The 20,844-nt window shown below is 36.7% G+C and carries 24 protein-coding genes; 12 read left to right on the top strand and 12 right to left on the bottom strand.

Annotated elements, in window-relative coordinates; genetic code table 11:
* Nucleotides 1-62: 62 nt before the first annotated feature.
* Nucleotides 63-950 (top strand): UTP--glucose-1-phosphate uridylyltransferase GalU, encoded by an 888-nt coding sequence (galU, locus tag G9F74_RS08330; protein ID WP_000757817.1) that lies wholly within the window; start codon nt 63-65, stop codon nt 948-950.
* 45 nt (nt 951-995) lie between these two features.
* Here galU and G9F74_RS08325 read toward each other — a convergent pair whose 3' ends face one another.
* Entirely contained in the window at nt 996-1,589 is a 594-nt protein-coding gene (locus G9F74_RS08325) for a biotin transporter BioY (RefSeq protein ID WP_001252145.1), read from the bottom strand.
* A 50-nt stretch (nt 1,590-1,639) separates the two neighbouring features.
* Nucleotides 1,640-2,383, bottom strand: a complete 744-nt coding sequence (locus tag G9F74_RS08320) for a DUF3298 and DUF4163 domain-containing protein (protein ID WP_000810657.1) — start codon at nt 2,381-2,383, stop codon at nt 1,640-1,642.
* 93 nt (nt 2,384-2,476) lie between these two features.
* Here G9F74_RS08320 and G9F74_RS08315 point away from each other — a divergent pair, with 93 nt between their 5' ends.
* Complete coding sequence (locus G9F74_RS08315; RefSeq protein ID WP_001140604.1) at nt 2,477-2,860, top strand: hotdog fold thioesterase; 384 nt, start codon at nt 2,477-2,479, stop codon at nt 2,858-2,860.
* 39 nt (nt 2,861-2,899) lie between these two features.
* Here the strand turns inward: G9F74_RS08315 and G9F74_RS08310 are convergent, their stop codons facing one another.
* A complete protein-coding gene (locus G9F74_RS08310) occupies nt 2,900-4,276 on the bottom strand; it encodes a glycine--tRNA ligase (RefSeq protein WP_016107196.1) in 1,377 nt (458 codons plus the stop codon).
* 346 nt (nt 4,277-4,622) lie between these two features.
* Nucleotides 4,623-5,336, bottom strand: coding sequence for a DNA alkylation repair protein (locus G9F74_RS08305; protein ID WP_000553335.1), 714 nt, complete (start codon nt 5,334-5,336; stop codon nt 4,623-4,625).
* A gap of 117 nt (nt 5,337-5,453) precedes the next feature.
* Between G9F74_RS08305 and G9F74_RS08300 the strand changes: the two genes are divergently transcribed.
* On the top strand, nt 5,454-5,921 hold the full coding sequence (locus G9F74_RS08300) for a hypothetical protein (protein WP_016107195.1): 468 nt from the start codon (nt 5,454-5,456) through the stop codon (nt 5,919-5,921).
* A gap of 110 nt (nt 5,922-6,031) precedes the next feature.
* On the opposite strand, the gene G9F74_RS08295 is transcribed toward G9F74_RS08300, so the two are convergent.
* Nucleotides 6,032-7,357: an ArsB/NhaD family transporter gene (locus tag G9F74_RS08295; RefSeq protein WP_000545233.1), complete on the bottom strand. Its 1,326-nt coding sequence runs from the start codon at nt 7,355-7,357 to the stop codon at nt 6,032-6,034.
* A 289-nt stretch (nt 7,358-7,646) separates the two neighbouring features.
* Between G9F74_RS08295 and kapD the strand changes: the two genes are divergently transcribed.
* Nucleotides 7,647-8,270 (top strand): 3'-5' exonuclease KapD, encoded by a 624-nt coding sequence (gene kapD / locus G9F74_RS08290; protein ID WP_000344367.1) that lies wholly within the window; start codon nt 7,647-7,649, stop codon nt 8,268-8,270.
* Nucleotides 8,271-8,311: 41 nt separating this feature from the next.
* Here kapD and kapB read toward each other — a convergent pair whose 3' ends face one another.
* Entirely contained in the window at nt 8,312-8,695 is a 384-nt protein-coding gene (gene kapB, locus G9F74_RS08285; protein ID WP_001209349.1) for a kinase-associated lipoprotein KapB, read from the bottom strand.
* 165 nt (nt 8,696-8,860) lie between these two features.
* Here kapB and G9F74_RS08280 point away from each other — a divergent pair, with 165 nt between their 5' ends.
* Both G9F74_RS08280 and sodC read left to right on the top strand, forming a co-directional pair.
* On the top strand, nt 8,861-9,037 hold the full coding sequence (locus G9F74_RS08280) for a hypothetical protein (protein ID WP_000982764.1): 177 nt from the start codon (nt 8,861-8,863) through the stop codon (nt 9,035-9,037).
* A 68-nt stretch (nt 9,038-9,105) separates the two neighbouring features.
* On the top strand, nt 9,106-9,645 hold the full coding sequence (gene sodC / locus G9F74_RS08275; protein WP_000746516.1) for a superoxide dismutase [Cu-Zn]: 540 nt from the start codon (nt 9,106-9,108) through the stop codon (nt 9,643-9,645).
* 219 nt (nt 9,646-9,864) lie between these two features.
* Here sodC and G9F74_RS08270 read toward each other — a convergent pair whose 3' ends face one another.
* Entirely contained in the window at nt 9,865-11,016 is a 1,152-nt protein-coding gene (locus tag G9F74_RS08270) for a MalY/PatB family protein (RefSeq protein WP_016107194.1), read from the bottom strand.
* Between the two features lie 117 nt (nt 11,017-11,133).
* Here G9F74_RS08270 and G9F74_RS08265 point away from each other — a divergent pair, with 117 nt between their 5' ends.
* Entirely contained in the window at nt 11,134-11,385 is a 252-nt protein-coding gene (locus G9F74_RS08265; protein WP_000537646.1) for a YugE family protein, read from the top strand.
* 181 nt (nt 11,386-11,566) lie between these two features.
* Here the strand turns inward: G9F74_RS08265 and G9F74_RS08260 are convergent, their stop codons facing one another.
* Nucleotides 11,567-12,406 (bottom strand): alpha/beta fold hydrolase, encoded by an 840-nt coding sequence (locus G9F74_RS08260; RefSeq protein ID WP_001015213.1) that lies wholly within the window; start codon nt 12,404-12,406, stop codon nt 11,567-11,569.
* A 109-nt stretch (nt 12,407-12,515) separates the two neighbouring features.
* Nucleotides 12,516-13,496: a 2-hydroxyacid dehydrogenase gene (locus G9F74_RS08255; protein WP_131202506.1), complete on the bottom strand. Its 981-nt coding sequence runs from the start codon at nt 13,494-13,496 to the stop codon at nt 12,516-12,518.
* A gap of 391 nt (nt 13,497-13,887) precedes the next feature.
* Between G9F74_RS08255 and G9F74_RS08250 the strand changes: the two genes are divergently transcribed.
* The 3 genes from G9F74_RS08250 (at nt 13,888) to yugI (ending at nt 16,170) form a co-directional block, all read left to right on the top strand.
* Nucleotides 13,888-14,385, top strand: a complete 498-nt coding sequence (locus G9F74_RS08250) for an Lrp/AsnC family transcriptional regulator (RefSeq protein ID WP_000255691.1) — start codon at nt 13,888-13,890, stop codon at nt 14,383-14,385.
* Nucleotides 14,382-15,572: an aminotransferase gene (locus G9F74_RS08245; RefSeq protein WP_016107192.1), complete on the top strand. Its 1,191-nt coding sequence runs from the start codon at nt 14,382-14,384 to the stop codon at nt 15,570-15,572. The genes G9F74_RS08250 and G9F74_RS08245 overlap by 4 nt, the downstream gene beginning before the upstream one ends.
* A gap of 253 nt (nt 15,573-15,825) precedes the next feature.
* Nucleotides 15,826-16,170: a S1 domain-containing post-transcriptional regulator GSP13 gene (gene yugI, locus G9F74_RS08240; RefSeq protein WP_000003767.1), complete on the top strand. Its 345-nt coding sequence runs from the start codon at nt 15,826-15,828 to the stop codon at nt 16,168-16,170.
* A 109-nt stretch (nt 16,171-16,279) separates the two neighbouring features.
* On the opposite strand, the gene G9F74_RS08235 is transcribed toward yugI, so the two are convergent.
* Complete coding sequence (locus G9F74_RS08235) at nt 16,280-16,513, bottom strand: DUF378 domain-containing protein (RefSeq protein WP_000105788.1); 234 nt, start codon at nt 16,511-16,513, stop codon at nt 16,280-16,282.
* Nucleotides 16,514-16,788: 275 nt separating this feature from the next.
* On the opposite strand from G9F74_RS08235, the gene G9F74_RS08230 reads away from it, so the two are divergent.
* Nucleotides 16,789-18,141, top strand: coding sequence for a glucose-6-phosphate isomerase (locus G9F74_RS08230; RefSeq protein ID WP_000103665.1), 1,353 nt, complete (start codon nt 16,789-16,791; stop codon nt 18,139-18,141).
* A 108-nt stretch (nt 18,142-18,249) separates the two neighbouring features.
* Nucleotides 18,250-18,663: a YugN-like family protein gene (locus G9F74_RS08225; RefSeq protein WP_000612324.1), complete on the top strand. Its 414-nt coding sequence runs from the start codon at nt 18,250-18,252 to the stop codon at nt 18,661-18,663.
* Here G9F74_RS08225 and G9F74_RS08220 read toward each other — a convergent pair.
* Both G9F74_RS08220 and G9F74_RS08215 read right to left on the bottom strand, forming a co-directional pair.
* Nucleotides 18,650-19,645, bottom strand: coding sequence for a potassium channel family protein (locus G9F74_RS08220; RefSeq protein WP_000842336.1), 996 nt, complete (start codon nt 19,643-19,645; stop codon nt 18,650-18,652). The genes G9F74_RS08225 and G9F74_RS08220 overlap by 14 nt on opposite strands.
* Before the next feature lie 94 nt (nt 19,646-19,739).
* Nucleotides 19,740-20,420, bottom strand: a complete 681-nt coding sequence (locus tag G9F74_RS08215; protein ID WP_000386692.1) for an MgtC/SapB family protein — start codon at nt 20,418-20,420, stop codon at nt 19,740-19,742.
* Nucleotides 20,421-20,844: the final 424 nt, after the last annotated feature.

Here is a 20,844-nt window from a genome sequence, read left to right as displayed (position 1 = left end):
CCTTTTGTTCTATGTAAGGAAATAATCGTTATTGATCCTGACAGAAGAGAGGGTATTTTGTTATGAAAAAAGTAAGAAAAGCGATAATCCCAGCAGCTGGATTAGGAACACGTTTTTTACCAGCTACAAAAGCAATGCCAAAAGAAATGTTACCGATAGTAGATAAACCAACTATTCAATATATTGTCGAAGAAGCAATACAATCAGGAATCGAAGATATTATTATCGTTACTGGTAAAACAAAGCGATCTATTGAAGATCATTTTGATAATGCATTTGAATTAGAGCAAAATTTATTAGAAAAGAAAAAGTATGAGTTACTTGAAAAAGTACAGGCTTCTTCAAAAATGGTAGACATTCATTATATCCGTCAAAAAGAACCAAGAGGATTAGGACACGCAGTTTGGTGTGCACGTAAATTCATCGGTGATGAGCCATTTGCTGTTTTATTAGGTGATGATATCGTTCAAGCTGAAAAACCATGTTTACGTCAGTTAATGGACGAATATGATAAAACACTTTCTTCTGTTATTGGTGTACAAACGGTTCCAGAAGATGAAACACATCGCTATGGAATTATCGACCCATTAGAGCAGGAAGGACGTCGTTACCAAGTTCGTAATTTCGTTGAGAAACCAGCAGCAGGTACAGCACCATCAAACTTAGCAATTATGGGACGTTACGTCTTAACGCCTGAAATTTTCATGTTCTTAGAACAGCAAAATGTCGGTGCTGGCGGTGAAATTCAGTTAACAGATGCAATTCAAAACTTAAATGAAATTCAACGAGTATTTGCTTACGACTTCGAAGGAAAACGCTACGATGTTGGTGAAAAGTTAGGATTCGTTCAAACGACAATTGAAATGGCCCTGCAACACCCAGAATTACGTGGTGACATGGTTACAATGATGAAGAGAATTTTAGAAGAACAAACGAAACAAGAGTCTTAATATAAAAAAAGAGTTATTTCAGTGTACTGAAATAACTCTTTTTTATTAAGAAATCGTCGAATGAGAACGTTGATAAGCAGAACGGCGTACAGCATAGTATATGCGAGGTGCGATAATAGCACCGATAATTGTAAATGCAATATCTTTTACTGCAAACCACATCATAATCATCCAGGCAGCTTTATAACTCATATTACCGCCCATGAAGAGATTGACCGCCCCGTACATGTAAGTAGTACCGATAATATAAGTTAAAATGATTCCTGTGAAAGAAGCGATAGCAAATGTACTGAATGTTGGTCTTTCTTTTTGTTCTACTATTTTTCCTGATACGTAAGCAACGATAATAAATGCGATAATAAAACCACCAGTAGGATCTAAAAGTGCTCCGAATCCAGCTTTGAAGTTAGCGAAGATTGGTGCGCCGGCTACGCCAACTAGCATATACACAGTCATTGATAATGCACCAAGTCTACTTCCAAGAAGAAGGCCTGCTAAAATTGCGAAAAATGGTTGCATAGATAACGGAACGCCCGCTATTTGCAGGAATGGCGCCCAAGATACAATATTTGCACCAATGGCCATAAGAGCAACAAACATGGCAGCTAATGCTAAATCTAAAACATGAAATCTTCTCATAATGTTAACCTCCTGTTGTTTTTAGGTTAACATTATCGTAGCGAAAATATTTACTTGTTGTCAATCAAATTATTTTGATAAGAAGGCTTCAAATAGTCTCTTAGCAACGTATACGGAATACGAAATTGTGGAATGCCGCTTGAATAAGGAGCGATCTCATATAAAGGGAAATAAATAACGAGATTGTTTGGTTCTAAAAAGAAGTGAAACTTTTTAGCACTCATTACTTTTTCCGTTGCATCAGGAAAATAAATACTTTCATTTTGTTTAATTTGCCTTACAATTTCTGCACGGATTACTTCTTTATATTTATCTTCTTGTTGAAATAAATCGTCTAAGCGTAGTAATTTTTTTTCATTTAAATCAAATGTGTTTGCTTTCCACGTATAAAGGCCGTGTGCCCCGCCCGTATATTGATAGTAATTCACATATAGGCTGAGAAAAGGTGGTTTATTTAAGGAGATTTTATAATCAACATTCGCCACGTACGGATGGAAGGGTGTACTAGACCCTTCTGTTTCTTTATAATATTTTTTTGCTTCTTTTTCTAATTTGTTTTTAAATTTGTCAGTAGATTTTTTGTAATAGAAATTGAGCTTATTTTGAAATTTAGAATCGGAAAAATTGTGAAAAGAAGGCCTACTAATTTGATATTCTATATAAGGTTTCTTACCTTTTTGCGTTATAGTCTGAACATCGATTGTCAGGTTAGATGCTTTGGCTGCCATTGCACAATTTGGTACAATAGTCAGCAAGGAGAACATGAGCAATAGTATACAAAGTTTCTGTTTCATTGTGGTGAAACCTCCTTATATAAGTGTTATAGGTAGTTTGAAAATAAATAGGTAAAATTATACATTTAATTAAAGAGAGAAGGCGAAAACGATATGGCAAAAACTTTAATGGACTCACTTGGAATTGAGTTGTTAGAAATGACAGAAGATAAAGTAGTTGCTACGATGCCTGTTGACGAGCGTACGCATCAGCCGTTTGGATTTTTACATGGTGGTGCTTCTATAGCGTTAGCGGAAACAGTAGCAAGTGTTGGATCATATAATTTAATTGATCAAGAGAAATGTATTTGTTTCGGTCTAGAAATTAATGCAAATCATATTCGCTCAAAGAAAGATGGAATCGTAACAGCAATCGGGACACCGATACATAGAGGACATTCAACGATGGTTTGGGATATTCGTATCATTGATGAAAATGATGATTTAATATGTATTTCAAGATGTACAGTAGCAATTAAAGAAAAACGTGAAAAATAAAAAAGAGGCAGCTCTCATGAGCAGCCTCTTTTTTTATAATTAGAACTGGATTTTCTTTTCTAAGAAACCTTTTAGTTCGCTAATTGGCATACGAACTTGTTCCATTGTGTCACGGTCACGTACTGTAACAGCTTTGTCTTCAACAGAGTCGAAGTCGTATGTGATACAGAATGGTGTACCGATTTCGTCTTGACGACGGTAACGTTTACCGATAGAACCAGTTTCATCAAAGTCTACCATGAAGTCTTTAGCTAGTTCTGCGAATACTTCAGTAGCACCTTCAGATAGCTTTTTAGATAATGGTAAGATTGCTGCTTTGTATGGTGCTAAAGCAGGGTGGAAACGAAGAACTGTACGAGAATCGTTTTCTAATTGCTCTTCTTCATATGCATCACATAAGAACGCTAATGTTACACGGTCTGCGCCTAAAGATGGCTCGATGCAGTATGGTACGTAACGCTCGTTCGTTTGTGGATCGATATAGTTAAAGTCTTCGTTAGAGTGTTCCATGTGACGTTTTAAATCGAAGTCTGTACGAGATGCAACGCCCCATAGTTCGCCCCAACCGAATGGGAATTTGAATTCAATGTCAGTTGTTGCGTTACTGTAGTGAGATAGCTCTTCCTCACCGTGGTCACGAAGACGCATGCTCTCTTCATGCATACCAAGTGAAAGTAACCAGTTTTTACAAGTTTCACGCCAGAATGCGAACCACTCTAAATCTTCACCAGGCTTACAGAAGAATTCAAGTTCCATTTGTTCGAATTCACGTGTACGGAATGTGAAGTTACCAGGCGTGATTTCGTTACGGAAACTCTTACCAATTTGGCCAATACCAAATGGAAGTTTTTTACGCATAGAGCGTTGTACGTTTTTGAAGTTTACGAAAATACCTTGTGCTGTTTCAGGACGAAGGAAGATTTCGTTTGTGCTAGACTCTGTAACACCTTGGAATGTTTTGAACATTAAGTTGAACTGACGAATTTCAGTGAACTCTTCACTACTACAATCAGGACATTTTACTTCATGTTCTTTCATTAAGTCAGCCATTTGGTCGAAAGTAAGACCGTCAACAACCATTTCAATGCCTTTTGCATCTAATGCATCTTCAATTAATTTGTCAGCACGGTGACGCGCTTTACATTTTTTACAGTCGATCATTGGATCGTTGAAGTTACCAACGTGACCAGAAGCGATCCAAGTTTTTGGGTTCATTAAAATAGCTGCATCTAAACCAACGTTGTGTGGAGATTCTTGAATGAATTTTTTCCACCAAGCTTTTTTAACGTTATTTTTTAATTCGATTCCAAGTGGACCGTAATCCCAAGTGTTTGCAAGACCACCGTAAATTTCAGAACCAGGGAAAACAAAACCGCGATGTTTCGCTAAGTTTACAACTTGTTCCATTGAATACATAATAAAATCCTCCTTTTGAAAGTTAACGTATTGGCGATGACGTGCTCTGGTACTTGTGAAATGAGCAGTATATGCTTTGAAAAACATAAAAAAACGCTCATCCCAAGGCATATTTGCCTAGGGACGAGCGTTTGCCCGCGGTTCCACCCTAGTTGATACACAAAAGGTGCATCCACTTTATCATGTAATGCTCGAGACTGCCGTTTCCTTGCGTCTTCAGGCTTTCACTATCCCTGAATCGCTTTTTGTGCAAGTACTTATAAGTCCGTCATCGCTACTTATATTAATAATAATGAACATATTCTAACACGTTCTTTTTTAAATCTCAATAGAGGAACGCGTCTATCTATGATAGAGTCTCGCCTATTTTTTCGTTATTTATTCCGTAATTTTGTTTAATATGCTTAATTGCTTCACGTTTACTGAGCGGGGCAAGCTCGTTATTTTGCACGTATTCCCAAACGATATCAGGCTTTGTTTTTGCATACTCGCGAAGAACCCAGCCGATCGCTTTTTGAATGAAAAATTCTTTTGAAGAATGTAGTTGTCCAATAATCCAGAAAAGAAGTTCTTCATCCATCTTTTGTTTATATTTTAGTTGGAATAAAATAGCGGCACGTTGTAACCATATGTTATCTGATGCAATCCATTTTGGAATATATGCAGAAATTAATTCGGGATGTTGTAAAAAGATAGTACCTAAAAATGTAGGGACGATGCTATCAACAGAATCCCACCAAGATTTCGTAACAATAAGTTCTTCTAAAAATGGGATATGAGTTTCGTTTATATGCTTTTTATATTTTTGCATAATATCAAGTGCGGCAGCTTGATATTCACGTTCTGGTAAGTTCCAAAGTTCACGTACGATAATTTGGAAGTCTTTTTTATCTGGGAGAGTATGTATTTGAATGACGTCTTTTAATAATTGGCGTCTTTCCGGTGTTTGAATACCTAGAAATGGGAAGTGATTTTTCATATAACGAGCCATTGGTTCTGCTTTTTCAGGATTTTGATGAGCTGTAAAATGCTCTTGTAATGCTTGTACAAATGGATGCATAAGTGTTTCTCCTCTCTTATTACCTTTCTTCTCTCATTATACAAAGAGTTTGGTTAAATTTTAAAACATAACTTGCAATGTAATGAAATATGTTGAAAAGAGAGGGGAGAGGATAAGATGGAAGATCAGAGCGTACTAGCAGGTTTCTTTGCTCTTAGTTTTGCGTTTATTCTTGTTATAATAATTTGGGCAATTATTTCGTATTTGTTAACGGCTTTTGCACTTTATACGATGGCAAAAAATGATGGTGCAACTGATGGGGTTCTTGCGTTTATTCCATTTTTGAATAGTAAGACGTGGGGTGACTTGGCGAAGGATAAATTACCAGATTTCTTGAAAGAAGAGGCAGGGTGGAAAATATTCGGTATATATGTCGCATGTTTCATCTTTAACTTCGTACCAATTATAAGTTTACTAGCAACAGCCGTATCGATTGTGCTGTCCATTTATCTCATCTACGCTATTTTAGACAGATACGGAACGAACTCTATACTATTTACGATTATTCATGTAATCACATTTTCGGTTTTCTTGCCGATTCATTTATTCATTATCCGAAATGAGCCGGTAAGATATAACGAGTAGATATATGCGGGGAGCTGTTTCGAAGCTATTTTGGAACAGCTCTTTGTTGGTTAATTGATATTTCGTTGACTAAGAAAAAAGGGCTGCCACATAGGACAGCCCTTTTTCTACTACATAAGATAGCGTAAATAAATGTAAATATGAGAAATGATTAATGAAACAATCATAATTGGGAAGCCGACTTTAAGGAATTCCATGTAGCTAAATTTATGTCCTTCACGACTTGCGATTCCGGCTACGATTACGTTAGCAGAAGCCCCGATTAAAGTTCCGTTTCCACCTAGGCAAGCACCTAATGCTAATGCCCACCATAATACGTCGATTTGTGCGTCAGAAGGTGATAAACCTAGCCCAACTGCCATATCGTTAATAAGTGGAATCATTGTTGCAACGAATGGAATGTTATCGATTGTTGCAGAGGCGATACCAGATACCCATAGAATAAGGATAGATGCATGAGAAATATCTCCGCCTGTTATTCCGACTACCTTTTGAGCTAACATTTTGATAAGACCGATATCGATAAGTCCTCCAACGAGTACGAATAGTCCCGCGAAGAAGAAAATCGTCACCCATTCTACGCTTGCGAATACTTCTTCAATTTCATGTTCTTTCACACCGATTAGCATAAGTACAGTAGCACCAGTCAAGGCGATAATAGCTGCATCAACATGGAAAATGGAATGAGTCATGAAACCTACAATTGTAAGTCCAAGTACTGTTAAAGATTTTTTCATTAATACTGGATCTTTAATGTATTGTTTTTCATCTAAGCTCATTAATTTTTTAACTTGTACAGGATCAGCAATTAATTGTTTACGGTACATGAAGTAAAGTATTGTTGCTGTAACTGCAATAATAATAATTACGATTGGTGCTAGATTCAGTAAGAAAGCATTGAAGTCTAGGTGCTTATTTGCAGAACCAATCATAATATTTGGCGGATCACCAATTAATGTTGCTGTTCCCCCAATGTTTGAAAAAATAATTTCAGAAAGTAAATAAGGAACAGGATTTACTTGCAAGATGCGCGTAATAGATAAAGTAACTGGAACAACAAGAAGTACAGTTGTAACGTTATCTAAAAATGCGGAGCCAAGCGCGGTAAGTAGGGAAAGGGAAATTAAAATTTTAATTGGATTTCCTTGTGCCCCTTTTGCTGCTTTAATGGCAACGTATTGGAAAACACCTGATTTACTCGTAATGTTCACCAAAATCATCATACCGATGAGTAGCGTAATCGTTCCCCATTCAATATGTTTCGTAAAGGCGTTATGTAAATCGACGACCCCCACAATTACCATGAGTGCTGCACCAAGAAGTGCGATGACAGCGCGATTAATTTTTTCAGAAATAATAATGGCATATGTAATTAAAAAGACTGCGATAGCAAAATAATACTGCCAGTTAGCGAGTTCTTGCGTTGTTTCGTGCAAAAATCTCATCTCCTTTCATTCATTTTTCTTAGTGTGTCAAATATTAACTAGATGAAACACACATAACGTCATTATAAAGTAGAAAAACTGCGGATGTAAATGAAAGGAGGGATTTTGTCATATTTTCTGCATAGGTCATTTTTTCTCATTTTTAAAAATATTTGTGGGCATTTGACATATATATAAGATACATCCAATCTGAATATTTAAAATGGAATTAGCATTCGAGCTTGTTCGTGTAGGAGTGTCAAATAGAAAGGAATGACAAAGATGATAAGGAAGGGATCGTATGGATGAACAACGATTTTTATTTTTAGATTTTGAGTTTACGATGCCCCAGCATCGAAAGAAACCAAAAGGGTTTTTCCCGGAAATTATTGAGGTAGGACTCGTCTCGGTTGTAGGTTGTAAGGTAGAAGATACGTATTCATCACATGTCAGGCCGAAAACATTTCCTTCTTTAACGGATCGATGCAAGAAATTTTTAGGAATTAAACAAGAAATCGTGGATAAAGGAATTTCATTTCCTGAACTCATTGATAAACTTGCAGAATACGAAAAAAGATGTAAACCGACCATTGTAACGTGGGGAAATATGGATATGAAAGTGCTGAAGCATAATTGTGAAATGTCGGGAGTAGCTTTTCCGTTTTTCGGACAGTGTCGTGATTTATCGCTTGAGTATAAGAAGTTTTTTGGAGAAAGAAATCAAACAGGATTATGGAAAGCGATTGAGGCGTATGGAAAAGTAGGAACGGGTAAGCATCATTGTGCGCTAGATGATGCGATGACGACGTACAATATTTTTAAATTAGTAGAAAAAGATAAAGAGTATTTAGTGAAACCAGCACCTCCAACATTAGGGGAACTCGTGGACTTTTCAAAAGTGTTAAAGAAAGTGAGTACACAGTAACGACCAAATTGCACAGTATGTAATTTGGTCGTTTTGTTTTTTTAAAGTTTGTAGTCTTTTTTTAACTGCTCTAATGTTTCTAGACTACGAACCGCAAAAGGTGAATCATCTTCAGAAAATGAATTCATTTGAGTTTCTAATGCTAATTTGAGTGAATCTGTATAATCTAGAATCTCTCCTTCATATTTCTTCACCATTTGTTGTGGAATGTTCGTCTGTTCACGGAAAGCTAAAGCACGTCTTTCATGGAAAAATGGTACGTCAGCTTGTTTTACGTTATGTAAGTCACCTTGCACCGGATGTTTTAAAACAGCTAATACTTTTACGACGTAACTGCCCGGGCGGCTATTTGTAACTTCGCCGATGTATTTTCCCGTTTTATAAATACCAGTAACGATTTCACCAATTTCAAATGTTTCTCTCATATTTTTCACCTCAAGTTTATAGTAAGGAAAGTAGGAGAAGGAGTCAAAGAAATCATTCGCTTTCGGAACGCCCCCTTGAGAATATGAATTGGTTCAACTATAATTTAAAATAATATAACAGAAAATTCTGATGGTTTTTGAATCCTACAATAAGGAGTGTTTCATATGATGCCTTTATATTTTCCGGAAGATAAAACAGAATATATTATTCCAGGGATTGTTTGCGTTCTATTTATCATTGGTGCCGTTGCTACGTGGCGTATGTTCATTCGTGTATCCAAACGAGAAGCAGAGCGATTACAGAAAGTAGAAGAAAAGCTTTTAGCTGAAAAGAAACGGTAATTCATTTTTGTATGTTTCCCTCTATGCTCGGACAATCTAAGGGCAGAATGTATTTTGGAGGGAATAGAATGAAAAAACGGCTTTTTTTCAGTTGTTGTTTATTATTTCTGATGGCAGGTTGTGACCAAGGAAAGCCGAAAGAAATTGAAGTGAAATTACATAATGCTTCAGGAGATGAAGTAGGGACTGCGAAAGTAGTTCAGCAAACAAGTGGAGTGAAAATTACGATTAAAGGGGAAGGTTTCGCGCCTGGTCCGCACGGCATACATGTACATGAAATTGGAGAGTGTAAAGCGCCTCGTTTTGAATCGTCTGGTAATCATTTTAATCCAGATAATAAAAAGCATGGCTTACTCAATCCGAAGGGTGCGGAAAATGGTGATTTACCGAATGTAATTGCAGATGGTTCTGGAAAGATTAAAGCGGATATCGATGCACCGCACATAACGCTTGAAGAAGGGAAAACGACGATTCATAGAAAAGATGGAGCGTCTATTATTATTACTGAAAACCCTGATGATGGCATGACACAACCAACGGGTAAATCTGGTGATCGAATTGCTTGCGGTGTGATTGTAAAAAAAGCGTCGGATATGAAGAAAAAGTAAAAGCTACCGTGGATGGTAGCTTTCTTTGTGAAACGTAATTGGAAATATATCAGCGATTATTGGAATATATTGACCGCAACTCAAAATATATCGGCGATTATTGAAATATATCGACCGTAACTCAAAATATATCAGCGATTTTTAAAATATATTGATTTACCGACAAAAATTGAGAAAGAAGCCTGCCCAAAATTGATTCGTGGGCAGGCTCCTTTCTTATTATGAAAACGTATGGCGCAGTCTGTTTAAAATTTCTTCTAAAACAGATCGTGGGCAGCCAATGTTAATTCGAATATGTTCTTCGCCGCCTAATCCGTACTTTTCACCAGGTTCGACGATAAGTTTTCCTTTTTCCTCAAGTAACGTGGTGCGCTCGTTTTGAGAAAGTTTTAGGTGAGAACAATCAATCCATAATAAAAAGCTACCTTCTGGCTTCGTTACGGAAAGAGTAGGTATGTGAGTTTTGATATATTCACAAGCGAATTGAGCGTTATCTTCTATATATAAACGGATTTCACTTAGCCAATCATTACATTCTGTATAGGCGCTTTGCATCGCGGTATAAGCAAATGTATTTAGCCCATGGAACCCTTGTCTATATTGAATAGACGTAAAGGTATTACGTAGTTTTTCATTTGGAATAATAATGATAGATGCTTGTAATCCAGCTATATTAAATGTTTTACTTGGAGCCATACAAGTAATGGTACGTGCTGCTAATTCTTCAGATAAAGAAGCGCATGGTGTATGAGTACGATCTCCGTAAATAATATCGGCATGAATTTCATCTGAGACAACAATTACATTATATTTTGTACATAACGCTCCGAGCTTCATTAGCTCGTCTTTCGTCCAAACGCGTCCAATAGGATTGTGAGGACTACAAAGAAGCATTAGTTTAATCCCTTGTTGAAATTGTTTTTCTAAATGATCGAAGTCTATCATATATGTGCCATCTTGTTTATATAATGGGCTCACGCATAATTGTCTGTTGTTTGTTGTAACCATTTCGAAAAATGGGGGATAAATAGGTGGTTGTACAAGAACGGATTCGTTTTCCTTTGTGAAAGCTTGTACGCTCGTACTAAGAGCTGGAACAATCCCCGCACTAAATACGATCCATTCTTTTTGAATATCCCAGTCGTACTGTTTTTTTGTCCAGTTACAAATAATGTCTCCAATATGTTCAGGTGGAAGTGTATAGCCAAAAATAGGGTGTTCGATACGTTTTTGTAATGCAGTTTGAATTGGTTTTGGTACTTCAAAATCCATATCGGCAATCCAGGCATGAATGAGTTCTTTGTTTTTATAAGTATCCCATTTTGTACTATGTGTTCCGCGCCGATTTACCGTTTTATGAAATAGCTGCATATGTTTGCCCCTTTCTTCTGTGAAACTGCTAAGTTATGAAAGTTCTCTCTCTTCTTATAGAATAGCTGATGTGATAGGATAAAGAAAAGTATTAAAAAGTGAAAAGGCGGGAAGTAGATGGGTACATATGAAAAGATGATAGAGGTTGTGAAGAATTGGGATCCGTTTCGAATGGGACCGGAGTTTTATGAAACAGAAGCGAGTGATGTAGTGAACGTCGTAACTGTGTTTGACGATTCGAAATATATTGCAAAGAAGATTCAACATATATACTTTATGTCTTTTGAGGAAGTACCTGCGCTTGAAAAATGTGAGAAATTAGCTGAAGAGTTACTTGTATTAAAAGAAGGCGGAAGTTGCTCATTATAGGCTGTCGGAATTTCCGACAGCCTTTTTAATATTATCCCGCTATTTGCCGGGCAGTAAGACCCCCACCTAAAAAGACGGTTGAGGCAAAGAAGTGAGGTGGGAGATCCACTGCTCGTAAAAGCCCAATTGGTGCGGGCTAATAATCAGCGGGGTGAAACATTCCGCTGATTAAAGTTTCACTTTATTGCGCGGAAAAAGCGATAATTTCTTCATAAACATGTTCAGGCTTTTCCTCAGGTAGTAAATGCCCTGTATTTTCGTAAGAGATGAATGTTGAATTCGGTAAATCTTTATGGAGACGGTGTCCTACATGTACAGGGACGACACGATCTTTTTCACCCCAAATGAGTAGTATAGGCGTTTCGATTTTTTGTAATTCAGTTGAAGATAAGTCACCTTCACGGTCTCGTATCATGCGAGTTAGGGCGGGGAATATACGGTTGTCATAAAAAGGAGCGGAGTAACCTTCCTTCATTTCATCATCAATTAATGAGTGATCATGAACGACATTCATTAAGTTATGAACAATTCCGCGCCGTATAATCCAGTTCTTTACGTATAAATGAAAGAACGGTAAATAAGAAGAATACAGTAAAGGTAAGGTTGCGCGTGCTAAATAGCTAGAGCTACATAGTAAAATCGTCTTTGAGATTAGTTCAGGACGTATCCGGTTTACATAGAGAGAAATTTGCCCGCCCATAGAATGCCCAATTAACACAATATTTGAGAGAGATAAATGTTCAATTAAATCGATAATAATGGTTGCTAAATTGTGATAAGAATACTTAAAGAGATGAGACTTATCACTTTTTCCGAATGGTGGCAAATCAAGAGCCAGTACTGTTCCTGCTTTCGATAGTAAAGGAATGAGACGGCGGTAACTGAATGAGGAAGATAAAAAGCCGTGAACGAGTACGAAAGTAGGACGTTTTGTTTTATTTTTATGTTCATACAATTCGTAATGAATAGTAGTGCCGCGAGTGGAAAAAGTGAAATAAGGACAAGTATATTCATGATTCATTTTTTGTCACTCCATTGATTTTTGTTCATATCATCTCCAAGGTAGAAAAAAATATGTTAACAAAAAAAGGCAAGATGACGATGTCATCTTGCCTTTCGCTTATTCATCATTACCCGCGAACAATATTAGGCGGTGTTTTTCCTTGTAACCCTGCAACTAAATTTTCAGCGGCTGTCATGGCCATTTGCTGCCGAGTTTTTAATGTCGCAGATCCGATGTGTGGTAAAGTCACAACATTTTGTAATGATAAGAGCGGATTATCTTTTTGAATCGGCTCTTGTGTAAAAGTATCAATGCCTGCTGCAAAGATTTTCTTTTCTTTTAATGCATGAATTAATGCTGCTTCATCTACTGTTTTCCCGCGAGATGCATTAATAAAGATTGCTGTTTCTTTCATTAATGAAAATTCCTTTTCTCCGATAAGATGATATGTTTCATCTGTTAAAGGAGTAAGAAGGACGATAAAGTCAGACTGTTTTATTACTGTCTGTAAATCACAATATGTAGCATCAAATTTTTGTTCTGCTTCTTCTTTACGACGACGGTTATAATACAGGACGTTCATATCAAATCCGAATTTCGCTCGCTTTGCAACAGCTTCTCCAATTCGTCCCATTCCGATAATACCGATTGTACTATGGTGCACATCTAGTCCGAAATGTTCTTTTCCGATTTCAGCGTTCCACTCACCATTTTTTACATAGGAATCGAGTTCGCAAACACGACGACCAGCAGATAACATAAGAGCGAAAACGAGGTCAGCTACTGTATCATCCAATACGTATGGTGTATTCGTTCCGATGACATTTCGCTTTTCCATCGCTAGTAAATCAAAATTATCATAGCCAACAGAAATGTTACTCACTACTTTTAATTTCGGTGCTACATTTAACAATTCTTCATTTATGGCAGATCCGAAATTTAATAACCCATCTTTATCTTGTATCTTCTCTAATAGAACATCACGAGGTACTTTCTCATTTTGATTCCATTTTTCATAATCACAGTGTTCTGATAAATAGTTTTCTACAAATGTTGGAACTGGTTCAGCGATATATACTTTTGGTTGCACGGTTCCATCCCCTCTCACTTTTCTCCCTTGTTAACGGACAATAAGCCTCCTGCCCCTAAAAATGCCTGAAGCAAAGAAGATAGGGGGAGACTAACTGCCCGTAAAAGCCCGATTGGTGTGGGCTAATAATCAGCGTGATGAACCTTTTCGCTGATTAAAGTTTCACTTTACCCCGCATTAACGGACAGTAAGCTTTCCACCTTGAAGAACAGCTAAGGTAAAGAATATAAGTTGGAAAGCAACTGTCCGTAAAAGCCCGATTGGTGTGGGCTAATAATCAGCGGGATGAACCTTTCCACTGATTAAAGTTTCACTTTATTTTGACATAATTCTCTAAAAAAATCTTCTTTTCAAACTGGAAAGGGTATTTGTATAATTTAGACAGAAACGAAAAGGAAGGATGATTTATATGGTGACTGAAAAGGAATTAGAATTATTGGCTTGTCTTGAAAAAAGTAGTCGTTTGTCTGTAGATACATTGGCGAAGCTATTAAATATAGAAGTAGAAGAAGTGAAGAAGATGGTTGCGAAATTAGAAAGTGAAAAGATTATTGTGGATTATGTAACACATATTGATTGGACAAAAGTAAAAGAACATACGGGTTTAACAGCGATGATTGATGTGAAAGTTACGCCGAAGCACGGTGTTGGGTTTGATGCAGTTGCTGAACAAATTTATCGCTATTCAGAAGTGAAATCCGTGTATTTAATGTCAGGGACATATGATCTTTCTATTACATTAGAAGGAAAGACGATGGGAGAAGTAGCGATGTTTGTTTCTGAGAAATTAGCAACGATTGAATCTGTCGTTTCTACAACAACTCATTTCATTTTGAAGAAGTATAAACATGAGGGAATTATTTATGAAAAAAACGATGATGATAAGCGAATTGTGGTGACACCATGAAGCAGTTTGAACTGTCTAGAGTAGCAGAATCTTTACAACCGTCTGGTATTCGAAAGTTTTTCGATTTAGCCGCAAGTATGAAAGGTGTTATTTCACTTGGAGTGGGAGAGCCTGACTTTGTTACACCTTGGAATGTAAGGCAAGCATGTATCCGTTCTTTAGAGCAAGGATATACAGCGTATACAGCAAATGCAGGATTATTGGAGCTCCGTCAAGAAATAGCAAAGTATCTAAAAAAACAATTTGCAGTATCTTATGATCCAAACGATGAAATCATTGTTACAGTTGGAGCGAGCCAAGCGTTAGATGTAGCGATGCGTGCCATTATAAATCCTGATGATGAAGTACTCATTATTGAACCGAGCTTCGTTTCTTATGCACCGCTTGTAACATTAGCTGGAGGAGTTCCAGTTCCTATAGCGACTACTTTAGAAAAAGAGTTTAAATTACAACCCGAACAAATTGAAGCAGCTATTACAGCGAAAACAAAGGCAATTTTACTTTGTTCCCCAAATAATCCAACAGGTGCAATGTTAAACAAATCCGAACTAGAAAAGTTAGCAGTAATGGTTGAGAAGTACAATTTAATCGTATTATCTGATGAAATTTATGCAGAGCTTGTATATGACGAAGTGTATACGAGTTTCGCGAGCATTCAAAACATGCGCGAACATACGATTTTAATTTCGGGATTTTCAAAAGGATTTGCGATGACAGGATGGCGTCTCGGTATGATCGCAGCTCCCGTTCAATTTTCAGAGTTGATGCTTAAAATTCATCAATATTCTATGATGTGTGCACCGACGATGTCCCAGTTCGCAGCTCTTGAAGCATTACGCGGAGGGAATGATGAAGTCATTCGAATGAGAGATAGCTATAAGAAACGCCGTAATTTTATGGCGACATCTTTCAATGAGATGGGATTAACGTGTCATGTGCCGGGCGGAGCGTTTTATGTCTTTCCTTCTGTTGCCTCAACTGGACTAACTTCAGTGGAATTTGCAGAACAGTTATTACTAGAAGAAAAAGTGGCTGTTGTACCTGGAAGTGTATTTGGAGAAAGTGGTGAAGGATTTATTCGTTGTTCGTATGCAACATCGCTTGAACAACTTATGGAAGCAATGAAGAGAATGGAACGGTTCGTCGAGAATAAAAAAAGGACAAAACATAATACGTTTTGTCCATAAAAGGGGGGGAATACTAGAAAGCCATGTGTTAGTATTCTATCCCAATATTGGAGAATTATACGTGCTACAGGAAATTTTTTCGTGAATTTTGAATGAGTTCTGTCATAGTGGTATAATTTACTAATATAAGGTATGCGCCTGTTAGGTAGCGATACGTAACAGGCGTACTAATTAATCGGATATTTAAAATAAGTACATCTGTTTTGCAATCTACATTTGTAGAGAAAATGGTAAACGTATGGGAGTGTTTCATATGTCAGAACAATATACAACAGGAGTGGTTGTAACAGGGAAAGTGACTGGAATTCAAGATTACGGTGCATTTGTAGCGTTAGATGCAGAAACACAAGGACTTGTGCATATATCTGAAATTACAAATGGATATGTAAAGGATATTCATGACTTTTTGAAAGTCGGCGATACAGTAGAAGTAAAAGTACTTTCAATTGATGAAGAGCACAGAAAAATGAGTTTATCGTTAAAAGCTGCGAAAAGAAAACAAGGAAGGATTCTTATACCGAATCCATCTAAGGACGGATTTAATACGTTGCGAGAAAAGCTGACAGAATGGATTGAAGAGTCCGAGTTAACAAAGTAAAAGAGGAGCGCATATGAGCGTTCCTCTTTTACTTTATCTTATGATATATATTTGCAAATATGATTGCATGCAATCATATTCGTATGTCGGAGGTGAAAGGACATACTGATTATCGAATTTCGTTTGTTTCTGGGTGTGTACCAAGATTTTCAGATGGTTTAAACAGTAAACCAAGATTGATAAGCCCAGATATACCAACGATGCCGTAAATAATACGTGCAAGAGCTGAGTTTTGTCCGCCGAAAATGGCTGCTACTAAGTCAAACTGGAAGAACCCGATTAGTCCCCAGTTTACTGCACCAATTACAGTAAAGACTAATGCGATACGTTGCAATGTACTCATGAAAAAGCCCCCCTTAATTGTGAAGCATGAGCAAGCGCTGAGTTAATCAACTCTTTTATAGAATGGTGCAGTTATGTTGTTTTTATACATAAAAAATGTGTGAAAAAAAGATGTATATACATCTATACCGAAAAATGCGAATTTTTATGCAAAAAATGAACTTTTTCTAAAAAATATATATTGGTTACGTTTACACTGGTTGAATCGCTTGATTTACAACTTCAGTTTCGCTAAAGTGAATACAGAAATACATATCCATAATTGGAGGGAAAAAGATGAGTACACATGTAACGTTCGACTATTCTAAAGCGTTATCCTTCATCGGTGAACATGAAATCACTTATTTACGTGATGCAGTGAAAGTAACACATCATGCAATCCACGAAAAAACTGGAGCTGGGAACGATTTCCTTGGGTGGGTAGAGCTTCCGCTTCAATATGACAAAGAAGAATTTGCTCGCATTCAAAAATGCGCAGAAAAAATTAAAAATGACTCTGACATTTTACTTGTTGTAGGTATCGGTGGTTCTTACCTAGGAGCACGTGCAGCAATTGAAATGTTAAACCATTCATTCTACAATACGCTTTCTAAAGAACAACGTAAAACTCCACAAGTGCTATTTGTTGGACAAAACATTAGCTCCACTTACATGAAAGATTTAATGGATGTATTAGAAGGTAAAGACTTCTCTATTAACGTTATTTCCAAATCAGGTACAACAACAGAGCCTGCACTTGCATTCCGTATTTTCCGTAAGTTATTAGAAGAGAAGTATGGAAAAGAAGAAGCTCGCAAACGTATTTATGCAACTACAGATAAAGCGCGTGGTGCATTAAAAACATTAGCTGATAACGAAGGTTACGAAACATTCGTAATTCCAGATGATGTTGGAGGACGTTTCTCTGTATTAACGCCAGTTGGTTTATTACCAATCGCAGTAAGTGGCTTAAATATTGAAGAGATGATGAAAGGTGCAGCTGCTGGCCATGACGACTTCGGGGCATCAGAACTAGAAGAAAACCCAGCTTATCAATACGCAGTAGTTCGTAACGCTTTATACAATAAAGGAAAAACAATTGAAATGCTTGTTAACTATGAGCCAGCACTTCAATACTTCGCTGAGTGGTGGAAACAGTTATTTGGTGAAAGTGAAGGAAAAGATCAAAAAGGTATTTTCCCATCTTCAGCAAATTTCTCAACTGACTTACACTCATTAGGTCAATACGTTCAAGAAGGTCGTCGTGACTTATTTGAAACAGTTCTTAAAGTGGGTAAATCTACACATGAACTGACAATCGAATCAGAAGAAAACGATTTAGATGGATTAAACTACCTTGCTGGTGAAACTGTAGACTTCGTAAACACAAAAGCATACGAAGGTACATTACTTGCACATAGCGATGGTGGAGTACCAAACTTAATCGTAAATATTCCTGAATTAAATGAGTACACATTCGGTTACCTTGTATACTTCTTCGAAAAAGCATGTGCGATGAGCGGCTACTTATTAGGCGTAAATCCATTTGACCAACCAGGAGTAGAAGCATACAAGAAAAACATGTTTGCTTTACTTGGTAAACCAGGATTTGAAGAATTAAAAGCAGAATTAGAAGAGCGTTTAAAATAATAAAAAGCGACCGAAGATCCGGTCGCTTTTTATTATTTTACTGAAATGTCCATCGGTATATTCAAACTAGAATGGGTATGCTAAAGGAAAAGTCTTGGAGGGATGGGCTTGATTCCGATTCAATCAAAGTTAAAAGGACATACATATGCGTTATATAAGTTAGAAGAGGTTATGAAACCACTTGGATATAGTATTGGTGGCAATTGGGATTACGATAAAGGGTGCTTTGATTACAAAATCGATGAAGAAGATGGCTATCAATTTTTACGAGTGCCATTTACAGCTGTGGATGGGGAATTAGATGTGCCTGGTGTAATAGTCCGTCTTGAAACGCCGTATATTCTTTCGCATGTGTATCAAGACGAACTAGATGATAATGTGAATGCGTTAACAGCTGGAACGAGCGGATTTGATCAATTTGCTGAGCCGAAAGATCCAGATGGAGATGTGAAAAGTAAGTATATTAATATTGGGAAAGTATTAGTACAGGAACTAGAGCGTCACTTTTTTAATGGTGAATAACAATGAGTATGTCGCTTTCGATAAGAATGAAGGTATGGACTGGGTTAATCATATATTGGTCGTCACGCTTTATACCTAGTAAGAGAATGTTTTGTTTTAAAAGAGTATAGCTACAATTTGCAAAAGTTTGTCCGGTGCAAGGCGGAGAAAGCTCCATCAGTTGTAATTTGTTATCAGAGATTTCATCGTAAAGTGAGAATAGTACACCTGAAATAGAAGGAAATAAAAGAGAAGCGGTAAATACATAGCTCGTTAATTTATTTCCTTCTATAATTTCTGATACACCAGCTCTCGTTGCATTTTGAATTTGATCCGAAGTAAGAAGTTCAGCGATGCAATGAATGTTTGGATTAAGTCCTTTTGCAGTTAAAATATTTAAGATGGACTGTGTATCAGCTAAGCTTTCATTTTTTTCTTTATCAGCCGTTATTAATATGGTGTGTGCCGTTGTAATGTTAGCTTTTAATAACGTTTGATCGTGATGTGGACAACCTTTTATAAACTCTAAATGATGAAATGGTTTTGGAAGTAAAGAAAGTGTTTCATCAATTAAAACGATATCAAGGTTTGGTTGTAAGATGTGCATTTGTTTTACAACATGTTTTGCCCGTTCGTTCCAGCCGACAATAATCATATGACCGCTAGCAGTCGCAGCTTCTTCTCCTTTAACTTTCATATATTGTTTATTAATCATATCAGTGGCGAATAGAACCATATAATAAGAACAAAAACCGGTTCCAAATAAAATAATACTCATACCGATGAGTTTGCCTATTAGTGTATGTGGGGCAAAGTCACCATAGCCAACAGTGAAAATTGTAACGATTGACCACCAAATTCCATCAAACCATGTGGTGAAGTGCGATGGTTCTAATCTATGTATAAGAAAGCCGGAAAAAGCAGTAAGTACAACAATAAAGCAAATTAAACGAAAAATAATGGAATCACGAAATGTATCTACTAAATTTGGACGGGATTTCAATTGCCAATTCCTCCTTGCTTTGCAGGACTACATTCATTGTTACCATTATAGAAAAAAGAAAAACTCTCTAATTTAAAAGAGAGTTTGTTTTCTATTACATACTTTCAACTTCAGTTTGTTGAACACTTTCAAGGTGTTGAAGAGCATAATAAACATCAGCAGTATGTCTTTTTTGATCGATAGACAATTTTAAATGTAAATAGTGCGAACCATTTTCCAATGTTTTGAGCTTCATGTTCTTAACTTTTATATCCATTTCTTTTATTTCTTCAATTACGATCGGGATATTGTCCATATTTCGTACAACAAGTTTCACTGCGATATCACGTTGACGAAATGACCTAGGTCCTATAAATTTCATCGTTAATGGTATAAGTTCTACACTAATCATAAGGAAGCACATTCCGAAAATCGCTTCAATATAGAAACCAGCTCCAACGGCAATGCCAATACCAGAAGCACCCCAAATCATGGCGGCGGTCGTTAGCCCAGCAATACTATCGTTTCCTCTTCGTAAAATAACACCTGCACCTAAAAAACCAATTCCTGATACAATTTGAGCAGCAAGTCGAAGGGGGTCCATATTCATATGGTCGGTATGTGGTAAATTGTAAGCTGCTTTAATAGAAACAATAGTGAGGAGGCAACTAATAATAGAGATAACTAAACAAGTCTTTAAACCAAGTGGTTTACGTTTTAATTCACGTTCTAAACCGATGGCGAATCCTAAAATAGCCGAGAGACCTAGTTTGAGTAATAAATCGGTATAGTCCATATGTATTCCTCCTTGTATGATATTTTATAGGAATAAAACGTTTATTATAGAAAGAAACGGTTTTTGATAGAGTAACTTTATATAGAATATATGTAGGAATTGCTTATACATGAAAGAGATATTTCGTTTAAGTATATGATATTAAAAAAGAAATGTGGGTGGTTTTAAAAAAAGTTTATAAAAGGTGTTGCATTTCAATTTTCACCATGATATATTAATAACCGTCGCTGATGCGGAAACGCAGAAAACGACAAAAAAGAAATTTAAAAACTTAGTTGACATCGAAAAACGAAGATGTTAACATAAGGAAGTCGCAAATGAGCGACCAAGTAGTTCTTTGAAAACTGAACGAAACAAACAACGTGAAACGTCAATTTTTATTTTTAGATGCTAGACAAACTAACTTTATTGGAGAGTTTGATCC

It is taken from the genome of Bacillus sp. EKM202B (assembly GCF_011066025.1).
GTDB classification, from domain to species: domain Bacteria; phylum Bacillota; class Bacilli; order Bacillales; family Bacillaceae_G; genus Bacillus_A; species Bacillus_A toyonensis.
This window is presented reverse-complemented; position numbering and strand designations above follow the sequence as displayed.